This is a genomic window from Brevundimonas balnearis (assembly GCF_042434805.1).
GTDB classification, from domain to species: domain Bacteria; phylum Pseudomonadota; class Alphaproteobacteria; order Caulobacterales; family Caulobacteraceae; genus Brevundimonas; species Brevundimonas balnearis.
In genome coordinates, this window is sequence record NZ_JBHLSW010000007.1 from 187,721 (window position 1) to 211,958 (window position 24,238).

Annotated in this window: 25 protein-coding genes and 2 tRNA genes; 19 read left to right on the forward strand and 8 right to left on the reverse strand. The window is 66.9% G+C overall.

The features are described 5' to 3' along the window. Positions 1–14: 14 nt before the first annotated feature. Positions 15–311, reverse strand: coding sequence for a DUF8200 family protein (locus tag ACFFGE_RS10670; RefSeq protein ID WP_376836373.1), 297 nt, complete (start codon positions 309–311; stop codon positions 15–17). 117 nt (positions 312–428) lie between these two features. Further along, entirely contained in the window at positions 429–1,025 is a 597-nt protein-coding gene (locus ACFFGE_RS10675; protein WP_376836374.1) for an LOG family protein, read from the reverse strand. Positions 1,026–1,427: 402 nt separating this feature from the next. On the opposite strand from ACFFGE_RS10675, the gene ACFFGE_RS10680 reads away from it, so the two are divergent. The 9 genes from ACFFGE_RS10680 (at position 1,428) to ACFFGE_RS10720 (ending at position 8,303) form a co-directional block, all read left to right on the forward strand. Next, positions 1,428–1,826: a hypothetical protein gene (locus ACFFGE_RS10680; protein WP_376836375.1), complete on the forward strand. Its 399-nt coding sequence runs from the start codon at positions 1,428–1,430 to the stop codon at positions 1,824–1,826. A 59-nt stretch (positions 1,827–1,885) separates the two neighbouring features. Further along, a tRNA-Asn gene (locus tag ACFFGE_RS10685) sits at positions 1,886–1,960 on the forward strand. 189 nt (positions 1,961–2,149) lie between these two features. After that, entirely contained in the window at positions 2,150–3,007 is an 858-nt protein-coding gene (locus ACFFGE_RS10690) for a WecB/TagA/CpsF family glycosyltransferase (protein ID WP_376836376.1), read from the forward strand. A 505-nt stretch (positions 3,008–3,512) separates the two neighbouring features. Continuing rightward, on the forward strand, positions 3,513–4,121 hold the full coding sequence (locus ACFFGE_RS10695; protein ID WP_376836378.1) for a hypothetical protein: 609 nt from the start codon (positions 3,513–3,515) through the stop codon (positions 4,119–4,121). Between the two features lie 391 nt (positions 4,122–4,512). After that, entirely contained in the window at positions 4,513–4,890 is a 378-nt protein-coding gene (locus ACFFGE_RS10700; RefSeq protein WP_376836380.1) for a hypothetical protein, read from the forward strand. 140 nt (positions 4,891–5,030) lie between these two features. After that, positions 5,031–5,609 (forward strand): hypothetical protein, encoded by a 579-nt coding sequence (locus ACFFGE_RS10705; RefSeq protein WP_376836381.1) that lies wholly within the window; start codon positions 5,031–5,033, stop codon positions 5,607–5,609. Positions 5,610–5,779: 170 nt separating this feature from the next. Next, the gene (locus ACFFGE_RS10710) at positions 5,780–6,412 is read left to right on the forward strand and encodes a recombinase family protein (protein ID WP_376836382.1); all 633 of its coding nucleotides are present in this window, start codon (positions 5,780–5,782) and stop codon (positions 6,410–6,412) included. Positions 6,413–6,446: 34 nt separating this feature from the next. Continuing rightward, positions 6,447–7,670, forward strand: a complete 1,224-nt coding sequence (locus ACFFGE_RS10715; RefSeq protein WP_376836383.1) for a DNA methyltransferase — start codon at positions 6,447–6,449, stop codon at positions 7,668–7,670. Between the two features lie 81 nt (positions 7,671–7,751). Further along, positions 7,752–8,303 (forward strand): hypothetical protein, encoded by a 552-nt coding sequence (locus ACFFGE_RS10720; RefSeq protein WP_376836384.1) that lies wholly within the window; start codon positions 7,752–7,754, stop codon positions 8,301–8,303. A 13-nt stretch (positions 8,304–8,316) separates the two neighbouring features. Here the strand turns inward: ACFFGE_RS10720 and ACFFGE_RS10725 are convergent, their stop codons facing one another. Then, complete coding sequence (locus tag ACFFGE_RS10725) at positions 8,317–8,808, reverse strand: hypothetical protein (RefSeq protein ID WP_376836385.1); 492 nt, start codon at positions 8,806–8,808, stop codon at positions 8,317–8,319. Between the two features lie 78 nt (positions 8,809–8,886). Between ACFFGE_RS10725 and ACFFGE_RS10730 the strand changes: the two genes are divergently transcribed. Together ACFFGE_RS10730 and ACFFGE_RS10735 are read left to right on the forward strand one after the other, a co-directional pair. Beyond that, a complete protein-coding gene (locus ACFFGE_RS10730) occupies positions 8,887–9,507 on the forward strand; it encodes a hypothetical protein (protein WP_376836387.1) in 621 nt (206 codons plus the stop codon). Between the two features lie 1,118 nt (positions 9,508–10,625). Then, positions 10,626–11,210 (forward strand): tyrosine-type recombinase/integrase, encoded by a 585-nt coding sequence (locus tag ACFFGE_RS10735; RefSeq protein ID WP_376836726.1) that lies wholly within the window; start codon positions 10,626–10,628, stop codon positions 11,208–11,210. An 11-nt stretch (positions 11,211–11,221) separates the two neighbouring features. On the opposite strand, the gene ACFFGE_RS10740 is transcribed toward ACFFGE_RS10735, so the two are convergent. Continuing rightward, a tRNA-Cys gene (locus tag ACFFGE_RS10740) sits at positions 11,222–11,295 on the reverse strand. Positions 11,296–11,428: 133 nt separating this feature from the next. Here ACFFGE_RS10740 and ACFFGE_RS10745 point away from each other — a divergent pair. From ACFFGE_RS10745 to ACFFGE_RS10760, 4 genes are all read left to right on the forward strand, one after another. Continuing rightward, complete coding sequence (locus ACFFGE_RS10745) at positions 11,429–12,058, forward strand: protein-L-isoaspartate O-methyltransferase family protein (protein ID WP_376836389.1); 630 nt, start codon at positions 11,429–11,431, stop codon at positions 12,056–12,058. 122 nt (positions 12,059–12,180) lie between these two features. Continuing rightward, positions 12,181–13,695: a TolC family outer membrane protein gene (locus ACFFGE_RS10750; protein ID WP_376836390.1), complete on the forward strand. Its 1,515-nt coding sequence runs from the start codon at positions 12,181–12,183 to the stop codon at positions 13,693–13,695. 140 nt (positions 13,696–13,835) lie between these two features. Beyond that, positions 13,836–14,429: a DUF2497 domain-containing protein gene (locus ACFFGE_RS10755; RefSeq protein ID WP_376836392.1), complete on the forward strand. Its 594-nt coding sequence runs from the start codon at positions 13,836–13,838 to the stop codon at positions 14,427–14,429. Positions 14,430–14,558: 129 nt separating this feature from the next. Continuing rightward, positions 14,559–17,273 (forward strand): valine--tRNA ligase, encoded by a 2,715-nt coding sequence (locus ACFFGE_RS10760; RefSeq protein ID WP_376836727.1) that lies wholly within the window; start codon positions 14,559–14,561, stop codon positions 17,271–17,273. On the opposite strand, the gene ACFFGE_RS10765 is transcribed toward ACFFGE_RS10760, so the two are convergent. Continuing rightward, positions 17,274–17,399 (reverse strand): hypothetical protein, encoded by a 126-nt coding sequence (locus ACFFGE_RS10765; RefSeq protein ID WP_376836393.1) that lies wholly within the window; start codon positions 17,397–17,399, stop codon positions 17,274–17,276. A 68-nt stretch (positions 17,400–17,467) separates the two neighbouring features. After that, positions 17,468–18,028 (reverse strand): carboxymuconolactone decarboxylase family protein, encoded by a 561-nt coding sequence (locus ACFFGE_RS10770; RefSeq protein WP_376836394.1) that lies wholly within the window; start codon positions 18,026–18,028, stop codon positions 17,468–17,470. Between the two features lie 131 nt (positions 18,029–18,159). On the opposite strand from ACFFGE_RS10770, the gene ACFFGE_RS10775 reads away from it, so the two are divergent. Further along, complete coding sequence (locus ACFFGE_RS10775) at positions 18,160–19,050, forward strand: LysR family transcriptional regulator (RefSeq protein WP_376836395.1); 891 nt, start codon at positions 18,160–18,162, stop codon at positions 19,048–19,050. Further along, entirely contained in the window at positions 19,047–19,772 is a 726-nt protein-coding gene (locus tag ACFFGE_RS10780; RefSeq protein ID WP_376836396.1) for a TlyA family RNA methyltransferase, read from the forward strand. The genes ACFFGE_RS10775 and ACFFGE_RS10780 overlap by 4 nt, the downstream gene beginning before the upstream one ends. A gap of 129 nt (positions 19,773–19,901) precedes the next feature. Here the strand turns inward: ACFFGE_RS10780 and ACFFGE_RS10785 are convergent, their stop codons facing one another. Further along, positions 19,902–20,540, reverse strand: a complete 639-nt coding sequence (locus ACFFGE_RS10785) for a hypothetical protein (protein WP_376836398.1) — start codon at positions 20,538–20,540, stop codon at positions 19,902–19,904. 151 nt (positions 20,541–20,691) lie between these two features. Between ACFFGE_RS10785 and ACFFGE_RS10790 the strand changes: the two genes are divergently transcribed. Then, the gene (locus ACFFGE_RS10790; RefSeq protein WP_376836400.1) at positions 20,692–21,936 is read left to right on the forward strand and encodes a class I SAM-dependent RNA methyltransferase; all 1,245 of its coding nucleotides are present in this window, start codon (positions 20,692–20,694) and stop codon (positions 21,934–21,936) included. Here ACFFGE_RS10790 and ACFFGE_RS10795 read toward each other — a convergent pair. Further along, positions 21,933–23,333 (reverse strand): Mur ligase family protein, encoded by a 1,401-nt coding sequence (locus ACFFGE_RS10795; RefSeq protein WP_376836401.1) that lies wholly within the window; start codon positions 23,331–23,333, stop codon positions 21,933–21,935. The genes ACFFGE_RS10790 and ACFFGE_RS10795 overlap by 4 nt on opposite strands. 83 nt (positions 23,334–23,416) lie before the next feature. Between ACFFGE_RS10795 and ACFFGE_RS10800 the strand changes: the two genes are divergently transcribed. Next, entirely contained in the window at positions 23,417–24,238 is an 822-nt protein-coding gene (locus ACFFGE_RS10800) for an LD-carboxypeptidase (protein WP_376836403.1), read from the forward strand.

The following is a 24,238-nucleotide window of genomic DNA, read 5'->3' on the forward strand; positions in this document are numbered from 1 at the left end:
TCAGATCACGGCCGTCAGGCGTTGCAGGCGGCCAGTTCCTCGGCCGAAAGGGCCTCGCCCTTCCAGACGAACTCGGTGACCTGACCCAGGCGCGCCACGACGCGGCGGCAGGCGCGCGGGGCCGGCTGGTTCGCGCCGGTGGACGACACGCAGACGCCGGTGGGTTCGCATCTCCAGGTCGCCCCGTCGATGATGGTGCTGCGGGTCGGAGCCGAGGCCGCGTCCGCGAGCGTCAGACGATTGGCGGCGGGCGCCTGGGCCACGGCGGGCGCGGCGACGACGACAGCGGCGAGGAGGACGAGAGCGCGCATTTTGCGATCCTTTCGATGACCAGGCCCCGAACACGAGGCGGCCCATGAGTCAGTTGCTTTAGACAACTGTCAAGGGCGGCGGCCTCGCTGCCGATCAATTATGTTTACAGTGGTAACTTATCGCCGTTCAGCGTCAAGCGGCTGGGCGACGCCGCGCAGCAGCGACATAACGTCCTCGACGGTCTCGGCGACGTCGAAGGCTTGCAGGAACGCCTCCGGTGTCATGCCTTCCTGGACATTGTGCCGGATCATCGCCAGCAGGTCGTTCCAGAAGCCGCGCAGGTTCAGGAAGATGACCGGCTTGTCGTGCAGCGCCAGCCGTTTCCAGGAGAGCAGCTCGATCGCCTCCTCCAGGGTGCCGATGCCGCCCGGCGCGACAACGAAGACGTCCGACTGGTCGTACATCAGCTGCTTGCGCTCATGCATGGAGGTGACGACCACGGTCTCGACCTCGTCGAACAGACGTTCCCGGCTCCGCAGGAAGGCGGGCATGATCCCGACGACACGACCGCCGGCGCCGTGCGCCGCCCGCGCCGAGGCCCCCATCAGGCCGACGCCGCCGCCGCCGTAGACCAGCCGATAGCCGGCCCGCGCGAGGCCCTCGCCGAGGTCGGCGGCGGCCTGTAGATAGGTCTCATGCGCCGTGTCCGAAGACCCGCAGAAGATGCAGACCGACAGGCCGTCGAAGGGGGCGATGTCTTGGGGGGCGGGCATGGAGCTCCTGAAGGCGCACGGGCGTGGACGGCACGGGTCGGCGGTTCCTCTAGCCTTCCTGCGGGAAGGTGGAAACTGGCGTGGTTCGCCGCTGCCGGACTGGCGCTGGCGAGTTGCGACGGAGGGGGCGCGGCCTCGCCGACACGGATCGCCGATGTCGCGGCGTGGCGCGGGTCCCCGGAGGTCCTGTCCGTCCAGCAAACCGCCGCCGGATGGCGGATAAGCGGGCGCGCCGCGCCACAGACCCGCGTCGCCTTCCGGACGGGCGAGCAGGTCTTCGCCACCTCGACGGACGCTGCGGGCGAATTCAGTCTGGTCATCCCGGCGTCGCCCGCCCCTCGCGCCCTTGCGATCGAGACCCGTGAGGGCCAGTCGGTCGCGCGCGCCATCCCGACGCTGCTCGTGCCGGCCGTCGGCGAGACGGCGCCGGCGATCCTGGGCGCGCCCGGTGGACGATCCTTCGTCTTCGGCGCCCGGCGCCTGGTGGAGGCCATCGACACGGACGGCGCGATCTGGCTCGTTTCAGGAACCGTCGAACCGGAGGCCGAGGTGACCCTGAACGCCGCCGGCGGGCTGAGCCTGACGGTTCGGGCGGACGCGGCCGGCGCGTGGCAGGCCCAGGTCCCGGCCGAGCCGTCGCTCGTGGTTCGCAGCGGGGCGAGGTCGGCCACGGTCAGCCCCCGCTTCGCCGAGTCGCCCGACGTCGGGACGATCGCCTACCTCGAAAGCCCGCAAGGGGTCAGCTTCGCATGGCGTCTTCCCGACGGCGCGGTGCAGCGAACCTGGACGCCGGCCGGTTGAGAAAGGGCATTGCATCGCGCCTTGGGGCGCTGCTATAGGCCCGCCTCCCGAGCGACTGTTCCGCGGTAGCTCAGTGGTAGAGCAGCCGACTGTTAATCGGCTGGTCGTAGGTTCGAATCCTACCCGCGGAGCCACTCCCCTCCCAACCACCGAAAAAACGACCCGGCGCTGGGGCCGGGCCTTTGAAGGCTGGTGATGGTGGTGTGCTCGAAGAACACAGTTCCTCGTTGAGCCGATTTGGTTAACCGATCCTTTCGCGACGACGTCTCGCGTTAACGTCGTCTGTGCACCCGGATTTGACGCGCTGCGCGCACGCTGCGGGCATGCACGCCGACCCTCACATCGACGCCGCCGTCACGACGCTGGAACGGCGTCGCGCCTCGCGCCCCGCCTTCAGGAAGTCCCGGCGCCCCACCGAACGGACCCGGCTGCTCGGGGAGCTGGTGGATCTCGTGCGCCCCGAGGAGGTGCTTCATCTAATCGAGAGCCGCGTGGAGAGCCGGACCAAGACGGTGGTGGCGAACCACAATCTGCACAGCCTTTATCTGCTCCAGCGAACGCCGCCCATGCGCCGGTTCTACGATCTGGCGGAGCTGGTCGAGGTCGATTCGCGACCGTTGATCGCGGTCGCACGGGCGCTCGGCGTCTCCAGCCGTCCGTTCCACCGCTGCACCTACCTGGACTGGCGCGATCATTTCTGGAGCCTGGCGGATCGAAAGGGCTGGCGCGTCCTCTACGTCGGCGGGGCCCCAGGGGTGGCGTCGACCGCGGCCGGCCGATTGGCCCGGCGCTATCCGGGGGCGCGGATCGAGGTGATCGACGGCTACTTCGACATGACCCGGAACGGCGCGGCGAACACCGCGATCCTCGCCAAGGCCCGCGCCTTCGACCCCCACGTCCTGTTCGTCGGCATGGGCATGCCCCGTCAGGAGATCTGGATCGCGGAGAACCATGAGGCCCTGCCACCGTCCGTGATCCTGTCGGTGGGCGCTGCCTTCGACTACGAGGCCGGGGTGCAGAGCGCCGCGCCGCGCTGGATGGGCCGTCTGGGGATCGAGTGGGCCTACAGGCTGGTCAGCGACCCGGCCCGCCTCTGGCAGCGCTATCTGGTGGAGCCCTGGGCCCTGATCCCGGCGCTGGGGCGGGACATTCTGACGGCGATCCGAAGCCGTCGGGTCTGAGCCGGGACATCGCGATGGAGGCCTGAGCCGGAATCGAACCGGCGTACACGGATTTGCAGTCCGAAGCTTTCTCCGAGAAATCAAGTGTTTGGCTACAAACCAACCACAGATGCGTCGTTATCAGCCGCAATGTCCGCATTGTCCTGCAAACCGAAGCCCTAGGAAAATGCGGAGCACGCTGACCCTGATGGCGCCTGTATATTGATCGCCTAGTCGGCCCTTATACCTTCATGCGGTGCGGCGAAGTTGAGGTTGGAGTGAGGGTATAAGGTTTCTGAGCGATCAGATTGAAGCTTATAAAAGCAGTATGTGTCCCGCTGGATAAGGCTCCAGAATGTTTGGTTTGTCTTATACCCCTGTGGTTGTTGGAGTTCCGGGGCACCAGTGAGCTGCCCCACCTAAAAACTCTGACCAAATCGAGCATGTATATTGCAAAGAGGCCCGAACGAAGGTAATATACCTTCCATCGCTGAACTCTTCAAAAGGTGCCCTTCGGAACCAATGAATGCATCCTGCCCGCTCGCTCCGCGCCGCCTATGCCGCTCTCATCGAGGACGTTGCTGAGGAGCAGGGGGCGACCCATTGGGGCGTGCTGAAGATCGGTTACCTTGGTTGGCCACATGTTGACGTCGAGCGGGACCTCCTCAAGCCTCTCAGGGTGCTGTTCCGGCAATACGGCTATGTCCGTTCGGGGTTGCGGAAGCGGGCCTCACTGGCGGCGGAGCATCTCGCGCCGGTGGTCGGCGCTGTCGAACTCTACGACAAGGCGGGAAACCACGATCCGCACCTGAACTATTTCATCACTCTCGGGCCGGATGAGGAACCGCGCTGGCGAGGATTTCTGCGCGAGCGGTTCGGGCGGGACGCCACGCACGGAGCAGATGTCCTGGAGGCGGTGGTCTGTCCAGCTGGGACAGACTGGCGCTTAAGACCCTTCCTCCCTCTAGAGCCGATTGCGAACCGGCCTAGAGCCCCGCGTCCCATCATCCATCGTGGGGCGGTTGAACCGTCCTTCGACCTGCAGCGCCTTCGATCTGATTGGCGGCGCGCCGCGAGCTATTCCGTCAAACAAGCCTCCACCGACACCATCCTCACGCACAACGACTTCCTGTAACCCTGCAAAGCCTCTCAAACTGAAAGCGAAATCCCCGCCTCGAATCGTCGGGTCGTAGAGCTGGAAGCTCCATGACTGCGGGGTTGAGCCAAGCGTGGCCGTGTCTACGCTCCTCAACGACACAACAGGAGTAGCGCCGTCGCTGGGCGCGAAGCTCCGGCCATGTCTGGCACGAAGCCTAAATCGGCACGCGACCAAGCTGCAGCTTGGGTAATCATCATGATGAGCCACGGGGTTCGGTCTGCGCAGCCGGACCCCAATGGTAGAGTATTAGCAGAATACCGGCTGACAATCACAGAGGAATGGCAAATAACATGTGATGTCAATATCACTTGCGCTGCGATCGCCCGTAATATTACAAGGAGTAAAAGAAAAGCAGCATAAGGAGCATATGTTTATGATTGCCTACTTTCTTGCAATCATCGGGCCCGGTGGGGAGCCGACTTGGCCGGATCGACCTATTTCCGCTAATGGGGATTTCGCCGCGAAGACAGAGGTGACGGCTTATTTACGTGGCTGGATGGACCGGCTTCCCTGCAGAAGCGGCTATACCTTTGAGCTATCGGCGGTTGGCTCGGATGAGCGACAGCGCGTTGGTGACGGGCGAGTGACGCTAGACCAGCGTGAGCAGCCCGTGATCGAGTGGCAGAACTTCGAATACAAGCGCTTTCGCGAGGAACCGGAGGACTACTCCGTTGGCGATCCTCATGACGAAGGCCCAAGCGACTACTGGCTTCCAAAGCCACCCAAGCCTCCTGAAATCGATTGAGGATAAGCGGCTACATCAAGGGATCATCAATCGGATATGCCCAGCCGGGACTCTCGACGTCCGGTCCTTCCAATGGAACGGACCCGTTGCTAGGGAGCGCCGAGCGAGCACCCGAAGAACGGTGCATGGGAGGGAGTGCCTTGAGCAAGATTTGGACGTCGCCGTTGATCGTCGCGGCGGTAGTCATTGGCGTTTTCGGAATCGTCTTGTTGCAGTGGACTACGACGATTTGGGCCTCGTCGTTTCTGCTCGTTGTTGCCGGAGCTCTGGCTCTGGCAGCCCTCCGGCTTCGGAAGAAGACCCCGAGACCTTCGGCCAACCCAGCTATCCCGTGGGTCATCACGGCGGCTGCCGTCATCGTCATCCTTCTCGCCAGTCGCCAGCTGAACGTCGCGCTTATTGACCTGGGCTCGGAGGGAGGCAGCGATCTGCAGTCACGAGCCGAAGCTACTGTTGCTGCTCAGCTCCGTGACCCCTCATCCGCGCAGTTCCGGGCCGTCGAGGTAATCGAGCAGCCGGACGGTCGTTCCGTGGTCTGCGGAGAGGTGAACGGGAAGAACGCTTACGGCGGCTACGCTGGTTTCACACGGTTTGTCGTCGACGGCGCTCGCGTTGAGCTTGAGCCGAGTGAAGTGGTGCTGACGAACGACGGCCTCGCAGCCAGCACCAACTTTTTACGTCTCCACACGGAGGCCTGTGTCCGCGCCAAACTGGTCTAGCTGCGGGCTGACGCTATCGCGCGATAGCGCGACCCGGCTGCGCGCAGCGGCAGGCGTATCGAAACCGACCGCTTCCGATACACGTCAGCTGACTGTATCGAAAACTAGCTTGACGGGTCTTTCAATACAGCCTCTATATCAATGCACGTTTTCGATACGGAGAGGGCCTCGTGAGCCGGATATTCGCATACTGCCGTGTGAGCACGGGCGATCAGACGACCAGCAATCAGGTAGCAGAGATCGAGGCAGCAGGGTTCACAGTCGCCAAACAGCGGATTGTGGAGGAGACAATCTCCGGGTCTGTCGCCGCGATGGAGCGACCGGAGTTCATGAGGTTGATGGATCGCCTGGAGGTTGGCGACGTCCTGCTTGTGACGAAGTTGGATCGTTTGGGCCGAAACGCGATGGATGTTCGAGCTACCGTTGAGCGCCTCGCGACCGCAGGGGTGCGGGTCCACTGCCTCGCCCTAGGTGGCGTCGATCTCACAAGCCCTGCGGGCAAAATGACGATGGGTGTCATCGCAGCTGTAGCGGAGTTCGAACGTGACCTGCTGATCGAACGGACACAGTCAGGCCTCAAGCGCGCAAGAGAAGGAGGCAAGAGACTTGGGCGTCCTCCGTCCCTAACGGCTGCTCAGCAGGAACAGGTTCGGGCGCAGCGGGCCGCAGGAGCGTCCTTGGGATCGCTCGCAAAGGAGTTCGGCGTCACTCGAGCGGCCATTCAACGGGTCGAGAAGCGGCTGGGTCCCAAAACCGTCGGGAAACCCGCCCCGATCTCAACCGATGCCACTATGACCGGGTGACCCCGTCAGCTAGATTCGAGTGACAGGAGTCGCAATGAACGCCGTAGCGCAAATCTCTCTATTCGAAGCTGCGCCTTATCAGCAGGACTTGGCCGATGAACTGCGGGATTTTTCCCACAACGGCGAAGCCACCATCATTGAGGAACGCTTCGGCGTTCCGTTCTTTTTCAATGAGTTTTGGACCGCCAGACAAAGGCAGGGCCACGCTCTTCAGGAAGTGAGCTATCGCGCTTGCTTCAAACCGCAGCTGCCCGAGTTCTTTATCAGCCGCCTCACTGGCGAGGGGGACGTGGTTTATGACCCCTTCATGGGGCGTGGAACCACGCCCTTGCAGGCCGTTCTGATGGGCCGCGTCGGCGTGGGAAACGACATCAATCCTTTGAGCGTCTATCTGACCCGCCCCCGGGCCGACCCCCCGACGATATCGGAGATCGGCACCCGACTGGGAGAGATCGATTGGCGCGCAGCCGTCGACGGTGATGAGGAGCTGCTCGTCTTCTATCATCCCGAGACGCTTGCCGAGATAAAGGCTCTGAAGAGCTACCTGAGCGACCGGGAGCAGTCTGGCGAGCTTGATCGTATCGACGACTGGATACGAATGGTGGCCATCAACAGGCTCACCGGACACTCCACCGGGTTCTTCTCAGTCTACTCCTTGCCACCTAATCAGGCAGTCTCGCTCAATGCACAGCGCAAGATCAATGAGAAGCGCAACCAAACGCCCCCCCGGCGCGTCGTTCCCGACATCATCCTGAAGAAGTCGAAGGGCCTACTGAAGGATGGGGTGCCGCCGATGCCCCGGACCAGTCAGTTCGTCACATCATCTGCGGATAACGCGGTCGGGGTCGCGGATGGTTCGGTCGATCTCGTTGTGACCTCCCCGCCGTTCCTGGATATCGTCCAATACGCTTCCGACAACTGGCTGCGGTGCTGGTTTGCCAACGTGGACGTCGGCGGCGTGCCCATCGCGATGCACAAGAAGCCGGAACAGTGGCGCGACTTCGTCCGGGGCGTCTTTGTAGATTTGGCTCGGGTAGTGAAGCCGGGCGGTCATGTCTGCTTCGAAGTGGGTGAGGTTCGAAACGGCAAGGTCGAACTAGAGGCCCTCGTTCTGGAAGCGATGGAGGGGCTGCCCTTTACCACGCTTGGCGTCCTCGTGAACGTGCAGGAGTTCACGAAGACCGCAAACTGCTGGGGCGTAAGCAACAATGCGAAGGGAACGAACACCAATCGTATCGTGATCGCTCAGCGAAAATAGGCCGGTCTGGTGGTCGCGTCTTTGCTGGCATCGATCTCCTCCAGACGGTAGGCAGGTCCTCTGTCACGTCTGGGGGAAAAGATGGACCGGCCCGTTGTCAAAATCACCGACGCTATGCTCGAAGCAGCGGGTGCCTTGGTGCATGAAACACAGGTGAATCGAACCCGAGTAAGCCCGGTCGATACGCTCGGGGGGATACTGGGCGAGTTCGCTTTTGCCCAATGGCTTACCGGCGACTGGCGCAAGAATGAGGTGGGCTCGAATCGGGGGAAAGCCGACCTCTTCGGACTGATCGAAATCAAGACATCGATCTTTCCGTTTCGGGAGTCTCTGAACTTGGTTATCCGTGAAGACTACGGCGCAAAGTTCAAGGATGTCTATGTCCAGAACATAATCAACGTGTCGGATGCATATCGGAAAGAGATCGTGCCCGGAACCGAGGTCATAATCTGCGGCTTTGCGACCCACGCGCAGGCTACGAGCAAGCCAGCGGAACCGATGACCATGAAAGGTGGGGCCAGGACGCCCTACGGTGTCTTCAAGACGCCCATATCTGCGTTGCAGCCCATGGCGGGCTTCAGGTCGTTCTTCGAAGCCCTCGCCAAGGAAAAGGGCGTGTTGCTCGATTTCTAGCGCAGGAACCCGCCTAGGCCGCCGCCAAGGCGTTCAACTCGGGAACGACGACCGAATAGAACCGATCACGGCTAATAGCAGTGGTCCCGCCCAGTTTTCCCGCCAGATACAGTCTCCGGATTAGCTCGGAAGGGATGACGTAGACGGGCACCTTCGGGAAGGTCGTGATGTCAGAGCAGATGTAGCCGCCAATGGCGTCCAGCTTCGTGAAAAAGCCCTCCTCTGCGAACTTCCGCCCGCTGCCGACCATGTAACTGGGGCAGAAGTAGATGTTCTTGCTAACCGAACGGACTTCCCACTTGCCACCGGCCTCATCCAAGAGGTCGAACCCGGCCCCTTCAGAGGGAGCGAGTTTCCAGCCTGGGAAGGAGTCTCGGATGCGTCGTTCGAGCAGAAACGACACTCGTCGCCCGTCTCGAAAGTAGGCCTCGACGTCCTGGGACGGAATGCCCATCGCGGCGGACAGCGCGTGCAAATCCCATTCGAACAGCAGTTTGTGAGCCATGCTCTCCCCCCGGTTGCCTCCTAGGGTTCTAGTTGGCAGATCGAGGGAATGCCACTCCGGTGGTCGGAGGAGAAGATAATGGCCGACGACGTCTGGACGCTCGAACGGTTCTACGCCGCTCTCGAAACACGAGGAGGCCGCGACGGCGGCGTCCCCCTGATCGGCTCTTGGACAGACGAGCGGCGAGCCCAAGTCCGGGACTGTCTGGCCCCCCAGTGTCAGGCGTTGGTGGGAACTGTGGTTCCTGACTTGTTGCGGACCGACGCTGGGGAGGAGCGATCCAACCAGTCTAGGGGGAACGTCGTCGCCGATTTCGTGAGTGATCGACTCGGCTGTCAGCAGCTGTTGGTGGAACCTCTAGCCGGGGGTGGGTATCCGGATAGACGCGCAGTCGCCCAAGACGGCTTCGCCTGCGCCCTAGAACTGAAGGCGACCTCCAGCTGGAACGATGGGGACGGCAATCGCCGAGTGCTGACCTCCTCATCGACGAAGCTGCATAGGGCAATGAGAGACGGCACTTTGCCGAGCCCTCCGATGCATCTGCTCGTCACGGCGATCTTCAGTCTCGCCACTCACGCCATTACAGCCGTTCGCCTCGACTTCTTGGAGCCGAGCAGCGTCGTGAACGTGAGGCTGGAAGCCTCGACTTCGCAGGCGCTCTTGATGCGGGGCGAGCACGCCTCCGAGCGATTTATCTGAGGGTCAGAATCGAACGCACATGGCGGCGATTGATGAGCGATCCGGGGCCTTGGCGACTGTTACGCATAGCGTCCAAACCGCTGCCCGGCCCGATGTCGGCCCCTGATATCCCACAAGGATTTGAACACTTGGAGGAGCCTCCCCTCGGCAAGACCGGGGACCGCGGCCAAGTCGCCACCGTCGCCCAAAGTAGCTCATGATGGCTTCGGGAGAAGGGGAGGCGGTCTTCAGCTCTTGATCCGGACGAGCCGCTTCCTTAGAAGCGACGCGATGCAACAAGCGCGCCCTGGTCGGTAGGCGGACCGAGGGAGTTGGGGGCGGATAGCTCCAGGCCGAAAGCCAGCCTCTCGAACGCATGAAAGAACACTCTAATGGCGTGCCAGCCATCCGGCTTGTGCACGATGGTGCTTATCCATCTGTGGAGCGCCCGAAGAAGCAACGCTCCCGCAACCCATCTAGTCAGCAGATCAGCCAAGCCTTGGCTGCCCTGAAAGCGAATGGTTTAGTCCCCGAAGAGGTCAGGATCAGACCGGGTGAGGTCGCCCTCGTGATTGCGGAAGGGCAATCTCAGGAAACTGCTGGCGACGAAATCCAAAATGAGATCGACCGGCACTTCACGGGAATGTTGCGGCATGCTGCCTAAAGGAGTTTGGTTTCAGAAGAAGAAGCTCTCGGACGGAACGATTGTTCGTTACGGCTACTTCGGACGGGGACCGGGAACGATCTCCCTCGGGCGGGAAGGAACTGCCGAGTTCCACCGGAAGCTTGCGGAAGCCCTCGACCGAAAGGGGGAGGATGGGACGCTGACGAGCCTTATCACTCGCTACAGACAGTCGCCTGATTTCATCCAGCTACGGCCGCGAACGAAGCGGGATTACGAGCAACAGCTCTCTAGGATCGCTGCGCATTTTGGACCACTCAGCCTGCGTGCCATGGGTTCACCCGCGATCTTGGACCACATCTACAAGTGGCGAGACTCTCGGGGAGCTTCACCGCGCCAAGCCGATTATGGGATTCAGGTGCTGTCCGCTCTGCTTGGCTGGGGCTGCAAACGCGGGCTGGTGACGGCGAACCGGGCGGCGGGAGTGGACAAACTCTACAGCGCAGACCGCAGTGAGATGGTCTGGTCCGACGAGGAGGTTGCATCGTTCTTGGCAACCGCCCCGGAGCATATGACCCGCGCTCTGATCCTAGGTCTCGAGACAGGTCAGCGGGAAGCCGACCTGCTCAAGCTCCCTTGGTCTGCCGTTAAGAACGGCACCATTCATCTTCGTCAGGAGAAGGGTGGGCGTCGTGTAGTGATCCCCGTAAGTCCGCTTCTGCAGAGAGCATTGAACGCCGCGCCTCGGGGCGATTCACTAACCATCCTCACCAACAGCCGGGGACTCCCATGGACCGGAAACGGTTTTAGATCAGCGTTTCGGGCTGCTCGGTCTGCGGCAGGAATCGAGGGCGTCCGCTTTCATGACCTTCGTGGGACTTTCGTCACCAAACGGTTCGAGGAGGGTTGGACGACCGAGGAGATAATCTTTTGCACCGGCCACAGCATCCGGGATGTGCGCACGCTTGAGCGCTACACGGCTCGCGGACAAGTGGCTGAATCCAACGCTCTGATGCTCCGGAACCGGCTATGGCGGAACGAAGAGGGATCGGAAGCTGCAAACTGCGCTGCAAACCGATCCCCCGGCAGGGGAGCTAAGTGATTGAATCGCGATGGAGGCCTGACCGAGAATCGAACTCGGGTGCACGGATTTGCAGTCCGCTGCGTAACCACTCCGCCATCAGGCCGCCGGCTGGACCGGGTCCAGGGCGTCGTCGCGAGGAGGGGGTGGCTATCAGATCGCATTGTCGCGCGCAACGCACGGACCTATAAGCGCGCCAGATTCCGCTCCCCGCTTCCGTACCGAACGAGAGACCGACGATGGATTTCGCCGCCGCGCGCAAGGTGATGGTGGACTCGCAGGTCCGCGTGAACGACGTGACCGACCGCGCGCTTCAGGCCGCCATGCTGGCCGTGCCGCGGGAGCGCTTCTGCGCCCCCGAGCGCGCCTTCTCGGCCTATGCGGACACGCCGGTCGAGATCGCCGGCGATCGCCGCCTGATGCTGCCGCGCGACGTGGCCAAGCTCCTGCAGGCGCTGGACGTTCAGCCGGGAGAGCGGGCGCTGGCGTTGGCGGCCCCCTACGCCGCGGCGGTGATGGCTCGTCTGGGCGCGACGGTGGTGGCGCAGGACTCGGATCCGGCGGTCGCGGCGGTCGTCGCCCCGGGCCTGGCGGATGAGGGCGTGGAGCTGGTCGAGGCTCCCCTGACCGCGCCGCATGGATCGGCGTACGACGTCATCGTCAGCGAGGGCGCGGTCGCCGACCGGCCCGAACCCTGGATCGCCGCGCTCAGGATCGGCGGTCGGTTGGCCGTGGTCGAACGTCGCGGCCCGGCGGGGCGGGCGGTTCTGTATGTCCGCGGGCGCGAGGGCGTGTCGCGACGCGAACTCTTCGACGCGGCGGGACAGGTGCTCACGGAGATGCGCCCGGCCCCGGCCTTCCAGTTCTGACGACGGACTTCGCGCGCCTGCGCGTGAAAAAAACTTAACTGGCCATGAGAGGGGGCATCACTCACTTAGCGGCTGGACGGAATGATGACGTCGCCCGACGGCGACGCTTGTGGGACGACGACATGCTCAACCGCTCTCGCGCGATCGCTTCGGCCGCCGCCCTGGCGCTGGCCGCCGGCCTCTGGACCGGCCCGGCGTCGGCGGAGAGCCTGCGAGACGCCATCGCGCTCGCCTATCGGACCAACCCTTCCCTGCTGGCTCAACGCGCCAACCAACGGGCGCTGGACGAGACCGTGGTCCAGGCGCGGGCGGGGCTGCGGCCGTCGCTGAATGTCACCGCGAGCGCTAACTACACCCGCACCGACAGCGCCGGCGGCGCCGTCGACGTGGACGGCGACGGCTTCCCCGACGTCACCGCCGGCGGCGTGTCTGAAAGCGACAGCGGCAGCGTGTCCATCGGTCTGTCCCAGAGCCTCTACACCGGCGGCCGCATCTCCCGCTCCATCTCGGCCGCCGAGGCGGGCGTGCTGGAGGGCCGCGAAACCCTGAGGGACGTCGAGCAGCAGGTCATCGTCGCCGTGGTGCAGGCGTACGTCGACGTCCTGCGCGACATCGAGATCCTGGAGATCCGGCGTGAGAACCTGCAGGTCCTGCGCCGTCAGCTCGAGGAGTCGAACGCCCGCTTCGAGGTCGGCGAGATCACCCGGACCGACGTGGCCCAGTCCGAGGCCCGCCTGGCGCAGGCCGAGTCCGAACTGGCGTCGGCCGAGGCGCAGCTGTCGACCTCCCGCGCCGCCTACGCCGCGGTCGTGGGTCAGGCGCCGGCGAACCTGACGGCGCCCGCGCCGCTGCTGGCGCAGCCGGCGGACTTCGACGACGCGCTGGAAGTGGCGCTGGCGCGCAATCCCGCGCTTCTGGCCGCGGTGTACAACCAGCGCCAGGCCGAGGAGAGCGTGGCCCAGGCGCGCGCCGCCTTCCGTCCCAGCGCCAGCCTGAACGCCTCCTATGGCGGCAGCGACGAACTGAGCGGCTTCGATCCGTCCCAGTCGACGTCGTTCCGCGCCGGGGCCACCGTCACCGTGCCGCTGTTCACCGGCGGGCTGAACCGATCGCGGGTGGCCCAGGCGCTGGAGCAGGCGAACGCCGCGCAGATCCTGGTCGAGGGCGAGCGCCGGACGGTGCTGCGTGAAGCCAGCGCGGCCTACGCCAACCTGCTGTCCGCGCGCGCCGGCGTCACCGCGAACGAGGAAGCCGTTCGCGCCGCCCGCGTGGCGGCTGAGGGCGTGCGCCAGGAGCAGTCGGTCGGCCTGCGGACCACGCTGGACGTGCTCAACGCCGAGCTCGAGCTGCGCAACGCCCAGATCAACCTCGCCTCGGCCCGGCGCAACGACTACGTCGCCCAGGCGCAGCTGCTCGCCGCCATGGGCTCGCTGGACGGCCCCAGCCTGGCGGACGTCGAGGCGTACGACCCCTCGCGGAACTACGAGCAGGTGCGCGACCGCGGCGGCCTGCCGTGGGACGGGGCGATCGAGGCGCTCGACAACATCGCGGCGCCTGTCGTGGTCCCGGCGAACGACGCCGAGGACGCGCCGATCGACGCGCAGCTCAAGTCGGAGGTGGTTCGCACCGCGCCCTGACGGCGTGCTGCAATTAACCTCGCAGGCGAAAAACCGCCGTTGATTCCACGCGGCTATGATGCGACGACGGCAGGGGGCGTCGCGCCGCATCGCGTTCCGCCAGGACATCACATCGTCATCAGCGTCGTCGGGACCGCCACATGACCGAACAGTCGTCTCAAGAGCCCACGATGGAGGAGATCCTCGCCTCCATCCGGCGCATCATTTCCGAGGACGAGGCGCCGGCGGAGACGCCGCAAGCCGCCGCCCCGGCGGCGGAAGACCAGCCGGAAGAGGCGCATGAGCCGGAGGTCCTTCCGGAACCCGAGCCGGTCGTGGAGACGGCGTTCGAGCCCGAGGCCGCCGCCGAGGACGACGTTCTGGATCTGACCGACCGCTACGAGACGCCCGCCGAGGCCGTGACCATCGGCGATCTGGACGTGTCGCCCGCCGCCCCCTTCCCCTCGACCGAACAACCCGAACCGAGCCCGGCTCCGATCCCCATGTCCTCCTCGAACGACTCCCTCGTCGGCGAGACCGCGGCGGCCAGCGCCGCGTCCGCCTTCGCCGGCCTCGCCGCCTCGCTGCGCCAGCCCGATCCCGAACTGCCGCAGGGCTCGGGCACCTCGCTGGAGGCGCTGGTCGGCTCGCTGCTGCGCCCGATGCTGAAGGATTGGCTGGACGCCAACCTGCCGGCGATCGTGGAGGCCCAGGTACGCAAGGAAGTCGAACGCATCGCCCGCAACGCCGGCTGAGCCTTCGCGATCTTCGCGAGCCTTTCGAAGGGCGGCTCCCACGGCGGGGCCGCCCTTTTCCTTTGCGCCACACGCCCTCAAGTAGCGACACGCCGCGCGTGTCGCGGTAGGGCCCAAAGAATGACCGCCATGCTTGAAAAGAATTTCGACCCCAAGTCCGCCGAACCGCGCCTCTACGCGATGTGGGAGGAAAGCGGCCTGTTCGCGCCGCGGCAGGACACGGCGGCGGACGCCTATTCGATCGTCATCCCGCCGCCGAACGTGACCGGCAGCCTGCATATCGGCCACGCGCTCAACAACACGCTTCAGGACATCCTGGCGCGCTACCACCGCATGAAGGGCAAGGCCGTGCTGTGGCTGCCGGGCACGGACCACGCGGGCATCGCCACCCAGATGGTGGTGGAGCGTCAGCTGGCGGCGGCGGGCAATGTCGGCCGCCGCGACATGGGCCGGGACGCCTTCGTGCGGAAGGTCTGGGACTGGAAGGCCGAGAGCGGCGGCGCGATCGTGCGCCAGCTTCGTCGGCTGGGCGCCAGCTGCGACTGGTCGCGCGAGCGCTTCACCCTGGACGAGGGCCTGTCGGCGGCCGTCCGCAAGGTCTTCGTGCAGCTGTATCGGGAAGGCCTGATCTACCGCGACAAACGGCTGGTGAACTGGGACCCCCACTTCCAGACGGCGATCTCGGACCTGGAGGTCGAGCAGAAGGAGGTCGACGGCGCCTACTGGCACTTCGCCTATCCGCTGGCGGACGGCGTCACCTATCAGCACCCCGTCGCCTTCGACGAGGACGGCAAGGCGACCGAGTGGGAGACGCGGGACCACATCGTCGTCGCCACCACCCGGCCCGAGACCATGCTGGGCGACACCGGCGTGGCGGTGCATCCGGACGACGCGCGCTACGCCGGGCTGGTCGGCAAGTCGGTGATCCTGCCCATCACCAGCCGCCGCATTCCCATCGTCGCCGACGATTACGCCGACCCGACCAAGGGCTCGGGCGCGGTCAAGATCACGCCGGCGCACGACTTCAACGACTTCGGCGTCGGCAAGCGCGCGGGGCTTCCGGCGCTCAACGTCATGGACGCCTTCGGCCGCATCACCGCCGCCGACACGCCCGACGTGCCCGCCGAGTACGAGGGCATGGATCGCTTCGCCGCGAGAAAGGCCATCGTCGCCCGCGCCGAGGAAGAGGGCTGGCTGAAGGAGATCGAGAAGACCCGCCACGTCGTCCCGCACGGCGACCGCTCGGGCGTGGTCATCGAGCCTTGGCTGACGGACCAATGGTACGTCGACGCCGCCGTCCTGGCCCAGCCCGCGCTGAAGGCGGTGGAGCAGGGCGACACGGTCTTCGAGCCGAAGAGCTACGAGAAGATCTATTTCGAGTGGCTGAGGAACATCGAGCCCTGGTGCATCAGCCGCCAGCTGTGGTGGGGCCACCGCATCCCGGCCTGGTATGGCCCGAACGGCGAGATCTTCGTCGCCGAGACGGAAGAGGAGGCGCGCACCCAGGCAGGCGACCTGCCGCTGACCCAGGACGAGGATGTCCTCGACACCTGGTTCTCTTCCGCCCTGTGGCCGTTCTCGACCATGGGCTGGCCGGAGGACACTGAAGACCTGAGGCGCTTCTATCCGACCAGCGACCTCGTCACGGCGGCGGACATCATCTTCTTCTGGGTCGCCCGGATGATGATGATGGGGCTGCACTTCACCGGCGAGGTCCCCTTCCGCCGCGTGATCATCAACGGCCTGGTCCGCGACGAGAAGGGCCAGAAGATGTCGAAGTCCAAGGGCAACGTCATCGACCCGCTGACGATCATCGACGACCTGGGCGCCGACCCGCTTCGCTTCACCATGGCGATCCTGTCGGGCACGCGGGACATCAAGCTGTCGGCCTCGCGCATCGAGGGCTATCGCAACTTCGGCACCAAGCTGTGGAACGCGGCCCGCTTCAGCCAGATGAACGGGTGCGAGCGCGTCGCCGGGTTCGATCCTGCGACGGTCCAGGGCACGCTGAACCGCTGGATCCGGGGCGAGCTGACGAAGGCCGAGCGCGCCGTCTCCGCCGCGTTGGAAGCCGGCCGGTTCGACGATGCGGCGTCGGCCCTCTACCGCTTCGTCTGGAAGGTGTTCTGCGACTGGTATCTGGAGCTGGCCAAGCCGGTGTTCCAGGGAACCGACGAAGCCGCCAAGGCCGAGACCCGCGCCATGACCGCCTGGACGCTGGACCAGACGATCAAGCTGCTCGCCCCCGTCATGCCCTTCATCACCGAGGAGCTGTGGGCCGAACTCGGGAAGGCCGGCGCGGCCCGGGACGAAGGCATGCTGCTGGGCGCCGCCTGGCCGGACCTGCCCGACGCCTTCGTCGATGCGGAGGCCGAGGCCGAGATCGGCTGGTTGATCGAGGTGGTCGAGGCCATCCGGGCCCTGAAGGGCGAGATGGGGGTGGCGACGTCGCGGCCGCCGCTGACCTTCGTCGCCGCGGACACCGAGATCGCCGCGCGGGTGGAGCGCCACCGCGACCTGCTGGGCGGTCTGGCGCGGGTGTCGGAGATCGCCCTGTTGGACGCCGCGCCCAAGGGCAGCGTCAGCTTCGTCGCCGGCGGCGGCGCGGCGGCGCTGACGCTGGCGGGCCTGGTGGACGTCTCGGCCGAACGCGCCCGACTGGACAAGGAGATCGCGACCCGGGAGGCGGATGCGGCGGTGTTCTCCAAGAAGCTGGACAATCCCAACTTCGTCGCTCGCGCCGCGCCGGAGGTGGTCCAGGAGCAACGCGAGAAGCTGGCGGCGGCCCAGGCCGACCGTGAGCGCCTGATCGCCGCCCGCGAACGGCTGGCGGCGCTCAGCTGATCAGCCGGCCACGATCATGGCCAACGGCTCCCTGCGGACCAGCGGCCCGCCTGTGTTCAGGCCTGCGAAGCTGATCACGGCCGCGAGCATGGCGACGGCCAGGATGACGGAAAGGATGCGGGCCATCGGGGCCTCCTGAAGGAGCGCGAGCCCCGGGAGGTCCGGGGCTCGCTTCGGGGGTGAGGGAGAAGCGTTCAGGCGGCCTTCTTCGGGGTGAAGGCGTTGGCCTGGAAGGCGGCGTCCACCGGCGTGCCGGCGATGTGGTTCACGTAGTTCGAGATGGTCTTCAGGCCGACGCCCAGCACCACCTCCAGCACCGCCGCGCGGGTCCAGCCGGCGCCGATGAAGCGGTTCACCTCGGCGTCCGAGACCCAGCCGCGTTCGCGCACCACCGCGACGGTGAAGGCGCGCAGGGCCTCAAGCCGCGGATCGGTGATCGGACCGCCGTCACGGACCGCCTGGATCACCGTCTGATCCAGCTTCTGGGCCTGGGTCACGGTGGTGTGGGCGGCGACGCAGTAGTGGCAACCGTTCTCGACCGAGGCGGAGATCAGAACGATCTCGCGCTCCAGCGGGGTCAGGCTGGACTTCGACAGGGCGGCGGACAGGCCGAGGTAGCCCTCGATGACCGCCGGGCTCTCGGCGAACTCACCGACCAGGTTCGGCACGAGGCCGAAGGCCTTCTTCGCGCCCTCCAGGTAGGGCTTGGACGCTTCCGGGGCGGTGTCGATCGTATGGATCGGGAACTGGGTCATGGCGTGTCTCCTTGCGATGGTTCGGCGGCGCGACCTCGCGTCGTCGAGGGGGAAGATGCGCGCCCCCTCCCCTGTTCAGAAGACAGGGTTTCGGCCTTTGACTTATGCGCATGGCGCATGAATAAGGCGGCATGGATCGGCTGGATGCGCTGAGGTTGTTCGTCAGGACGGTGGAGACCGGCAGCTTCACGCGCGCGGGCGCGGAGCTGAACGTGTCCCAGCCCCAGGCGAGCCGCGCGGTCGCGGGCCTCGAGGCGCAGTTGGGCGCCAGACTGCTGCTGCGCAGCACGCGCCGCCTGTCGCCGACCGAGGCGGGCCAGCGGGTGTACGAGCAGGCCCAGCGGCTGCTCGCCGAGGAGGCGGCCCTGATCGAGGTGGCGTCCGGGGCCGATCGCGAGCCCGCCGGACGCCTCCGGATCTCGGGTTCCGTGGTGTTCAGCGAGACGGAGCTGGCGCCGCAGGCCGCCGCCTTCCTCGAGGCCTATCCGCGCGTGCGGCTGGACATCGTCGCCACCGACGCTCGTATCGATCTGGTGGCGGAAGGGGTCGATCTGACGTTCCGGCTGGGCGAACTGGCCGACAGCGGCCTGACCGCTCGACGGCTGGGCGGCTACGCCCGCTGGCTGGTGGCGACGCCCGAAGTGGCGGAGCGCGTCGCCGCGGAGGGCGACCTCAAGGCGGCGCTCGCGCGGCTCGGGATCGCCTTCACCGGCACCAGCACGGCCGCCCGCTGGCGACTGACCGACGAGAGGACCACCATGGACGTTGAGCTGGCGGGCCGGGTCTCGGCCGCGAACGGGGCGGTCGTCCACCGGCTGGCGCGCGAGGGCGTGGGGGTGGCGCTCCTGCCCCATTTCGCGGTGAAGGCCTGCCTCGAGGCGGGGCGGCTGGTTCGTGTCGCTCCATCCTGGCGCGGCGACCCGGCGCCGCTGCACGCCGTGTGGACCGGCCGCGCCCTGCCCGGAAAGGCGCGGGCCTTCCTCGACTTCCTTCAGCCGCGCCTGGCGCTCGACGCCCGATGATCCGGCTGGACGTCCTTCTGGTCGAGCGCGGCCTGACGCCCAGCCGGGCGCAGGCGAGGGCCGCGATCGAGGCGGGCGGCGTCACCGTCGACGGACGGGTCGAGACGTCTCCCAGCCGCAAGGTCGCGCCCGAGGCGGCGCTGTCGGTGCGGGCCGTGCACGACTATGTCGGCCGCGGCGCCCTGAAGCTGGCGCACGCGCTTGAGCAGTGGCCCGTCGCGATCGAGGGCCGGGTCGTGCTGGACGTCGGCGCCTCCACCGGCGGCTTCACCGAAGTCTGCCTGCGCCGAAGCGCCCGGAAGGTCTATGCCGTCGATGTCGGCCACGGACAGCTGCACGACCGCGTCAGGGCCGACCCGCGGGTGGTCGATCTGGAGCGAACCGACGCGCGCGAACTGACGAGCGCGCTCATCCTCGAGCCGCCGGATCTGATCGTCTGCGACGCCAGCTTCATAAGCCTGGCCAAGGTGCTGCCCGCCGCGCTGGGATTGGCGGCCGCCGATGCGGATCTGGTGACGCTCGTGAAGCCGCAGTTCGAGATGGAGCGTCGCGCCGACGTCGGACGCGGCGGGGTGGTGCGGGACGACGCCGCCCGGGCGGAGGCCCTGGCGCGGGTGGTCGGCTGGCTGGAGGCTCAGGGCTGGGCCATCCAGGCTACCGCCGACAGCCCGATCACCGGCGGCGACGGCAACCGCGAATACCTGCTCTGGGCGCGCCGCTGACACCCTCGCCCTCAAGCAGCGGGCGACCGCGTTGCGAGCGGTAGGGTTCGCCAAGAAGCAGAAAACCGCCGGCGGATCTCTCCACCGGCGGTCTCATGCACGTCGTCGATCGACAGGGGGGCTGAAGATTTAATCGACGACGCGATAGCGGCCCGAGGCGTCGGGGCAGGTGCGGACGTAGCGCACGTCCTGACGCCCATCGGGAAGGGTGATGCGGCTCTCGGCCAGGCGGCAGCCGTCAGCCGAGCCGTAGTCCGTGGTCGAGCGCGGATAGCCGTACGACCGGTCGTCACGATAGCCGTAGTCGTCGGCGTAGTCCGGACGCGAGGCGTAGCGATCGTAGCCGTAGTCGCGGCGATCCTCGTAGCGATCGTAGCCGTAGCCGTAAGCGTCGCGGCCGTAGTCGGCGGCCGGATAGGGTTGGGCGTAGCCGGAGCGGCAGGCGGCCTGACCGCCGCCGACGCCCGCGCCGATGGCGGCCCCGACCACGCCGCCCAGCACGCTGCCTTCGGTGCGACGGCCGCGCGCCGCGATCTGGGACCCGGCGATGGCCCCGATGGCCGCGCCCAGGAGTCCGCCCGCCGTCTGGCGCTGACGCTGGTCGCGGACGCAGGGGTCGTAGTAGCTCTGGGAGGCGCCATAGGCCGGCGCGCCATAGCCGTGGGCGGTATAGCCGTAGCTCTGGGCCGAGGCGAACGTCGGCGTCGCGACCGCGGCCAGCGCGGCCAGGCCGGCGATCGCGGGGGTCAGGAGAGCCTTGGCGGCCATGGTGGTCATCCCTCTGTCTCGGACCGTCGCCGAACCGCCGGCGCCCATCCGTGAGGACAAGGCATAGAGGCCGCTAGCTGAACGGCCTTTGATCGCGCCGTTCATCTTCGTTCATCTTTCGGCCTCGTGCGGGGCCCTCTATGGAGCGGGGATGCGGCAGCAGCTGACCATCACGCGCGTGGGCGCCCAGGGCGACGGCGTGGCCGAGACGCCGACAGGACCGGTGTTCGCCCCCCTGACCCTGCCCGGCGAAAAGGTCGAGGCGGAGGTGATCGAGGGGCGTGCGGAAGACGTCCGCCTGATCACGGCGAGCGCGGACCGGTCGGCGCCCGTCTCGCCCCACTACGGCGACTGCGGCGGCTGTTCGCTGCAGCACTGGGCGAGCGCGCCTTACCTGAGCTGGAAGCGCGAGCAGGTGGGCCTGGCGCTGGCGCGGGAAGGCATCGAGACCGAGATCGAGCCCACGGTCGCCACCCCGCCCGGCAGCCGCCGACGGCTGGCCCTGCACGCGCGGCGGGGTCCGGGCGGACGCACGATCCTGGGCTTCAAGGCGCGCCGGTCCTGGCGGCTGGTGGAGGTGAGCGAATGCCCGGTCGCCGACCCCCGGGTCGTGCGGGCCTTTCCCGCGCTCGCCGAGGTCGCCGCGCCCTTCCTGGAGCACCCGAAGTCGGCGCCGACGCTGCATGTCACCTGGACCCTGACCGGACTGGACGTGGACGTCACCGGGGTGGAGCGGCGCTCGGGCGGTCTGTCCCGCGACGCCCAGATGCGAGCCATCGAGGCGGCCGGACGGGCGGATCTGGCGCGGCTGAGCCTGGCGGGCGAGACGCTGATGATGGCGCGTCAGCCGCGGATCGCCTTCGGCCCCGCGACCGTTCCCCTGCCCGCCGGCGCCTTCCTTCAGGCCGTGCCGCAGGCCGAGGCGGCGATGGTCGAACGGGCGTCGGCGACCGTCGAAGGGGCCCGGCGGATCGCGGATCTGTTCTGCGGCGCCGGGACCTTCACCTTCCCCTTGGCCAGGATCGCGCCGGTGATCGCGGCGGACGCCTCGGCCGACGGCATAGCAGCGCTGAAGGCGGGCGCGGCGACCGCCTCGGGCCTGAAGCCGATCACGGCCGAGGCGCGCGACCTGTTCCGCCGCCCGCTGTCGCCGCACGACCTGAAGGGCGTGGACGCCGTGGTGTTCGACCCGCCCCGCGCGGGAGCGCTGGAGCAGACGCGCCAGATCGCCCAGACCGCGGCGAGCGTCGTGGTCGGCGTGTCCTGCAACGCCTCGACCTTCGCCCGCGACGCGCGCGTCCTGATCGACGCGGGCTTCCGATTGGAGCGCGTCACGCCGATCGACCAGTTCCTGTGGTCCGCCCACGTGGAGCTGGTGGGCGCGTTCCGGCGCTAGAGGCCCCCCAGCAGCTCCTCGGCGAAGGTCGACAGGGTGTCGTCGCGGGCCCCCATGACGACGATGCGGTCTCCAGGCCGCGCCAGTTCGAGCAAGCGTTCGCCGCAGGCGGCTCGGTCGGGGTGCGCCTCCGCCCTGACCCCGCGCGCGACGAGGTCGCCCACCAGATCGCCGGACGACACGCTGCGATCGGTCGTCCCGCCGTAGTACACCGGCTCCGGCATCAGCAGCACGTCGTCGGGACGCAGCAGGCCCGCGAATCCATCGACGAACTCGGTACGCATCAGCTTCAGCGGCCCGAAGCCGTGAGGCTGGAACATCACCAGCAGCCGCCCGTCGAAGGCGTGCAGCGTCTTCAGCGTCGCGGCGATCTTGTCCGGGTTGTGGGCGAAGTCGTCGATGACGGTGACGCCGTTGCGAGACCCGACCACCTCCAGCCGACGGCGGATGCCCTGGAAGCTCTCCAGGGCCCGCACGCCCGCCTCGGGCTGCACGCCGAGCGCCTCCGCCGCCAGCAGCGCGGCCAGCGCATTGGCCACATTGTGCGCGCCGGGCTGGGTGAGGCGTACAGGCAAGCTCAGACCGGCGCGGGATCGCAGCTCGAACGCCATCCCGTCGGCGAGTGGCGTCAAACCGTGCGCGGACAGATCGGCGGCGGCATTCTCCAGCGAGAAGGTGCGGACCTCTGTTGCGGCATCGGCGAAGACCTGAGCCAGAGCGGCGGTCTCGGCGTTGTCGAGGTTCAGGACCGCCGTCCGGGCCCGCCCGACGAAGCCGCCGAACAGGTCACGCAACTCCTCCATCGACTTGTGATCGAGCGAGATGTTGGACACGACCGCCACCGTCGGGTCGTAGCGGGCGATGGAGCCGTCGGACTCGTCCACCTCGGACACGAACAGCCCCGGCCGGCCCAGCCGCGCGCCGGCGAAGGGGTGGTCGGGGTCCACGTAGTTCTTCATCACCGCGCCGTTCATGACGGTGGGATCGAGGCCGGCGCGGTCGAGGATCCAGGCGACCATGCCGGTGATGGTGGACTTGCCGCTGGTCCCCGCGATCCCCACCGAGGTCTCGGCGCGGTTGAACAGGTCGCTGAGCAGCTCCGGGCGGGTGACGATGCTCGCCCCGACCCGCCGCGCCGCGCCGATGTCGGGCACCGTGTCCTCGACGGCGCCGGTGGCCACCACGAGCTGGTCCGCGCGGGTCACGCCGGAGCCGTCCTGGGGGTGCAGCCCGATCCCCTGCGCCTCCAGCCAGGCGAACTTCTCGGGCGTCCGGCCCTGGTCCCGCGCGCGATCCGAGCCTTCGACGCGAGCTCCGGACGCCTTCACGATCAGAGCGAGCGGCAACATGCCCGAGCCGCCGATCCCGCAGAAGAAGTGGTCCTTGGGCTGCGTCATCGACTTGATCCGAAAGGGCGAAACGGCGAAGGCTGGAGCGGTCTGACTAACGGCCCGTCAGACGCCTGACCAGAGCGCATCCCATGAAGATCGGCGTCGTGGCCGTCAGCTCCCGCTTCTCCGTCGAGACCGCCAAGGCCGTCGAGGCCTGGATGGCGGAGCACTATCCGTCGGGCGAGCCGAAGCTGGTCTTCCATCCGTCGGTCCACGCCAAGCACGGACACTTCGCCGGCGACGACGCGACGCGCGCGCGCGCCTTCGTGGAGTTCGCCAACGACCCGCGGCTGGATGCGATCTGGTTCGCGCGCGGCGGCTACGGGTCCTGCCGCATCGCCGAAGCGGTGATCCCGCAGCTGAACGATCACGCGAGGGCCAAGCGGTATCTGGGCTATTCCGATGCCGGCAGCCTCCTGGCGGCGCTGTACAAGGCCGGGTTCGAGCACGTGGCGCACGGGCCGATGGCGTCGGACGCACGGCGCGGCGCCGAGACGGGCCGTCGGGCCGTCGAGTGGCTGACCAAGGGGGCCGCGACCGGTCACGAACCCTCGCTGGCGGACGACCCCCGGCCGGCGGCGGCGTTCAACCTGACCATCCTGAGCCAGCTGCTCGGCACGCCCATCGAGCCGGACCTGTCGGGCCATGTGCTGATGCTGGAGGAGGTTTCCGAGGCCGCCTACCGCATCGACCGGTACATGTTCCACATCACCAGCCAGGCCTCGATCCGGCGCGTGGCCGGCATCCGGATGGGCCGCGCCTCGGACGTCACGCCGAACGACCCGGACTTCGGCATGACGGCCGAGGAGATCGCGCGCTACTGGTGCGCACGCTCGGGCATTCCCTATCTGGGCGCGGCCGACATCGGCCATGACGCCGAGAACAAGATCGTGCCGTTCGGCGCGCGCTGA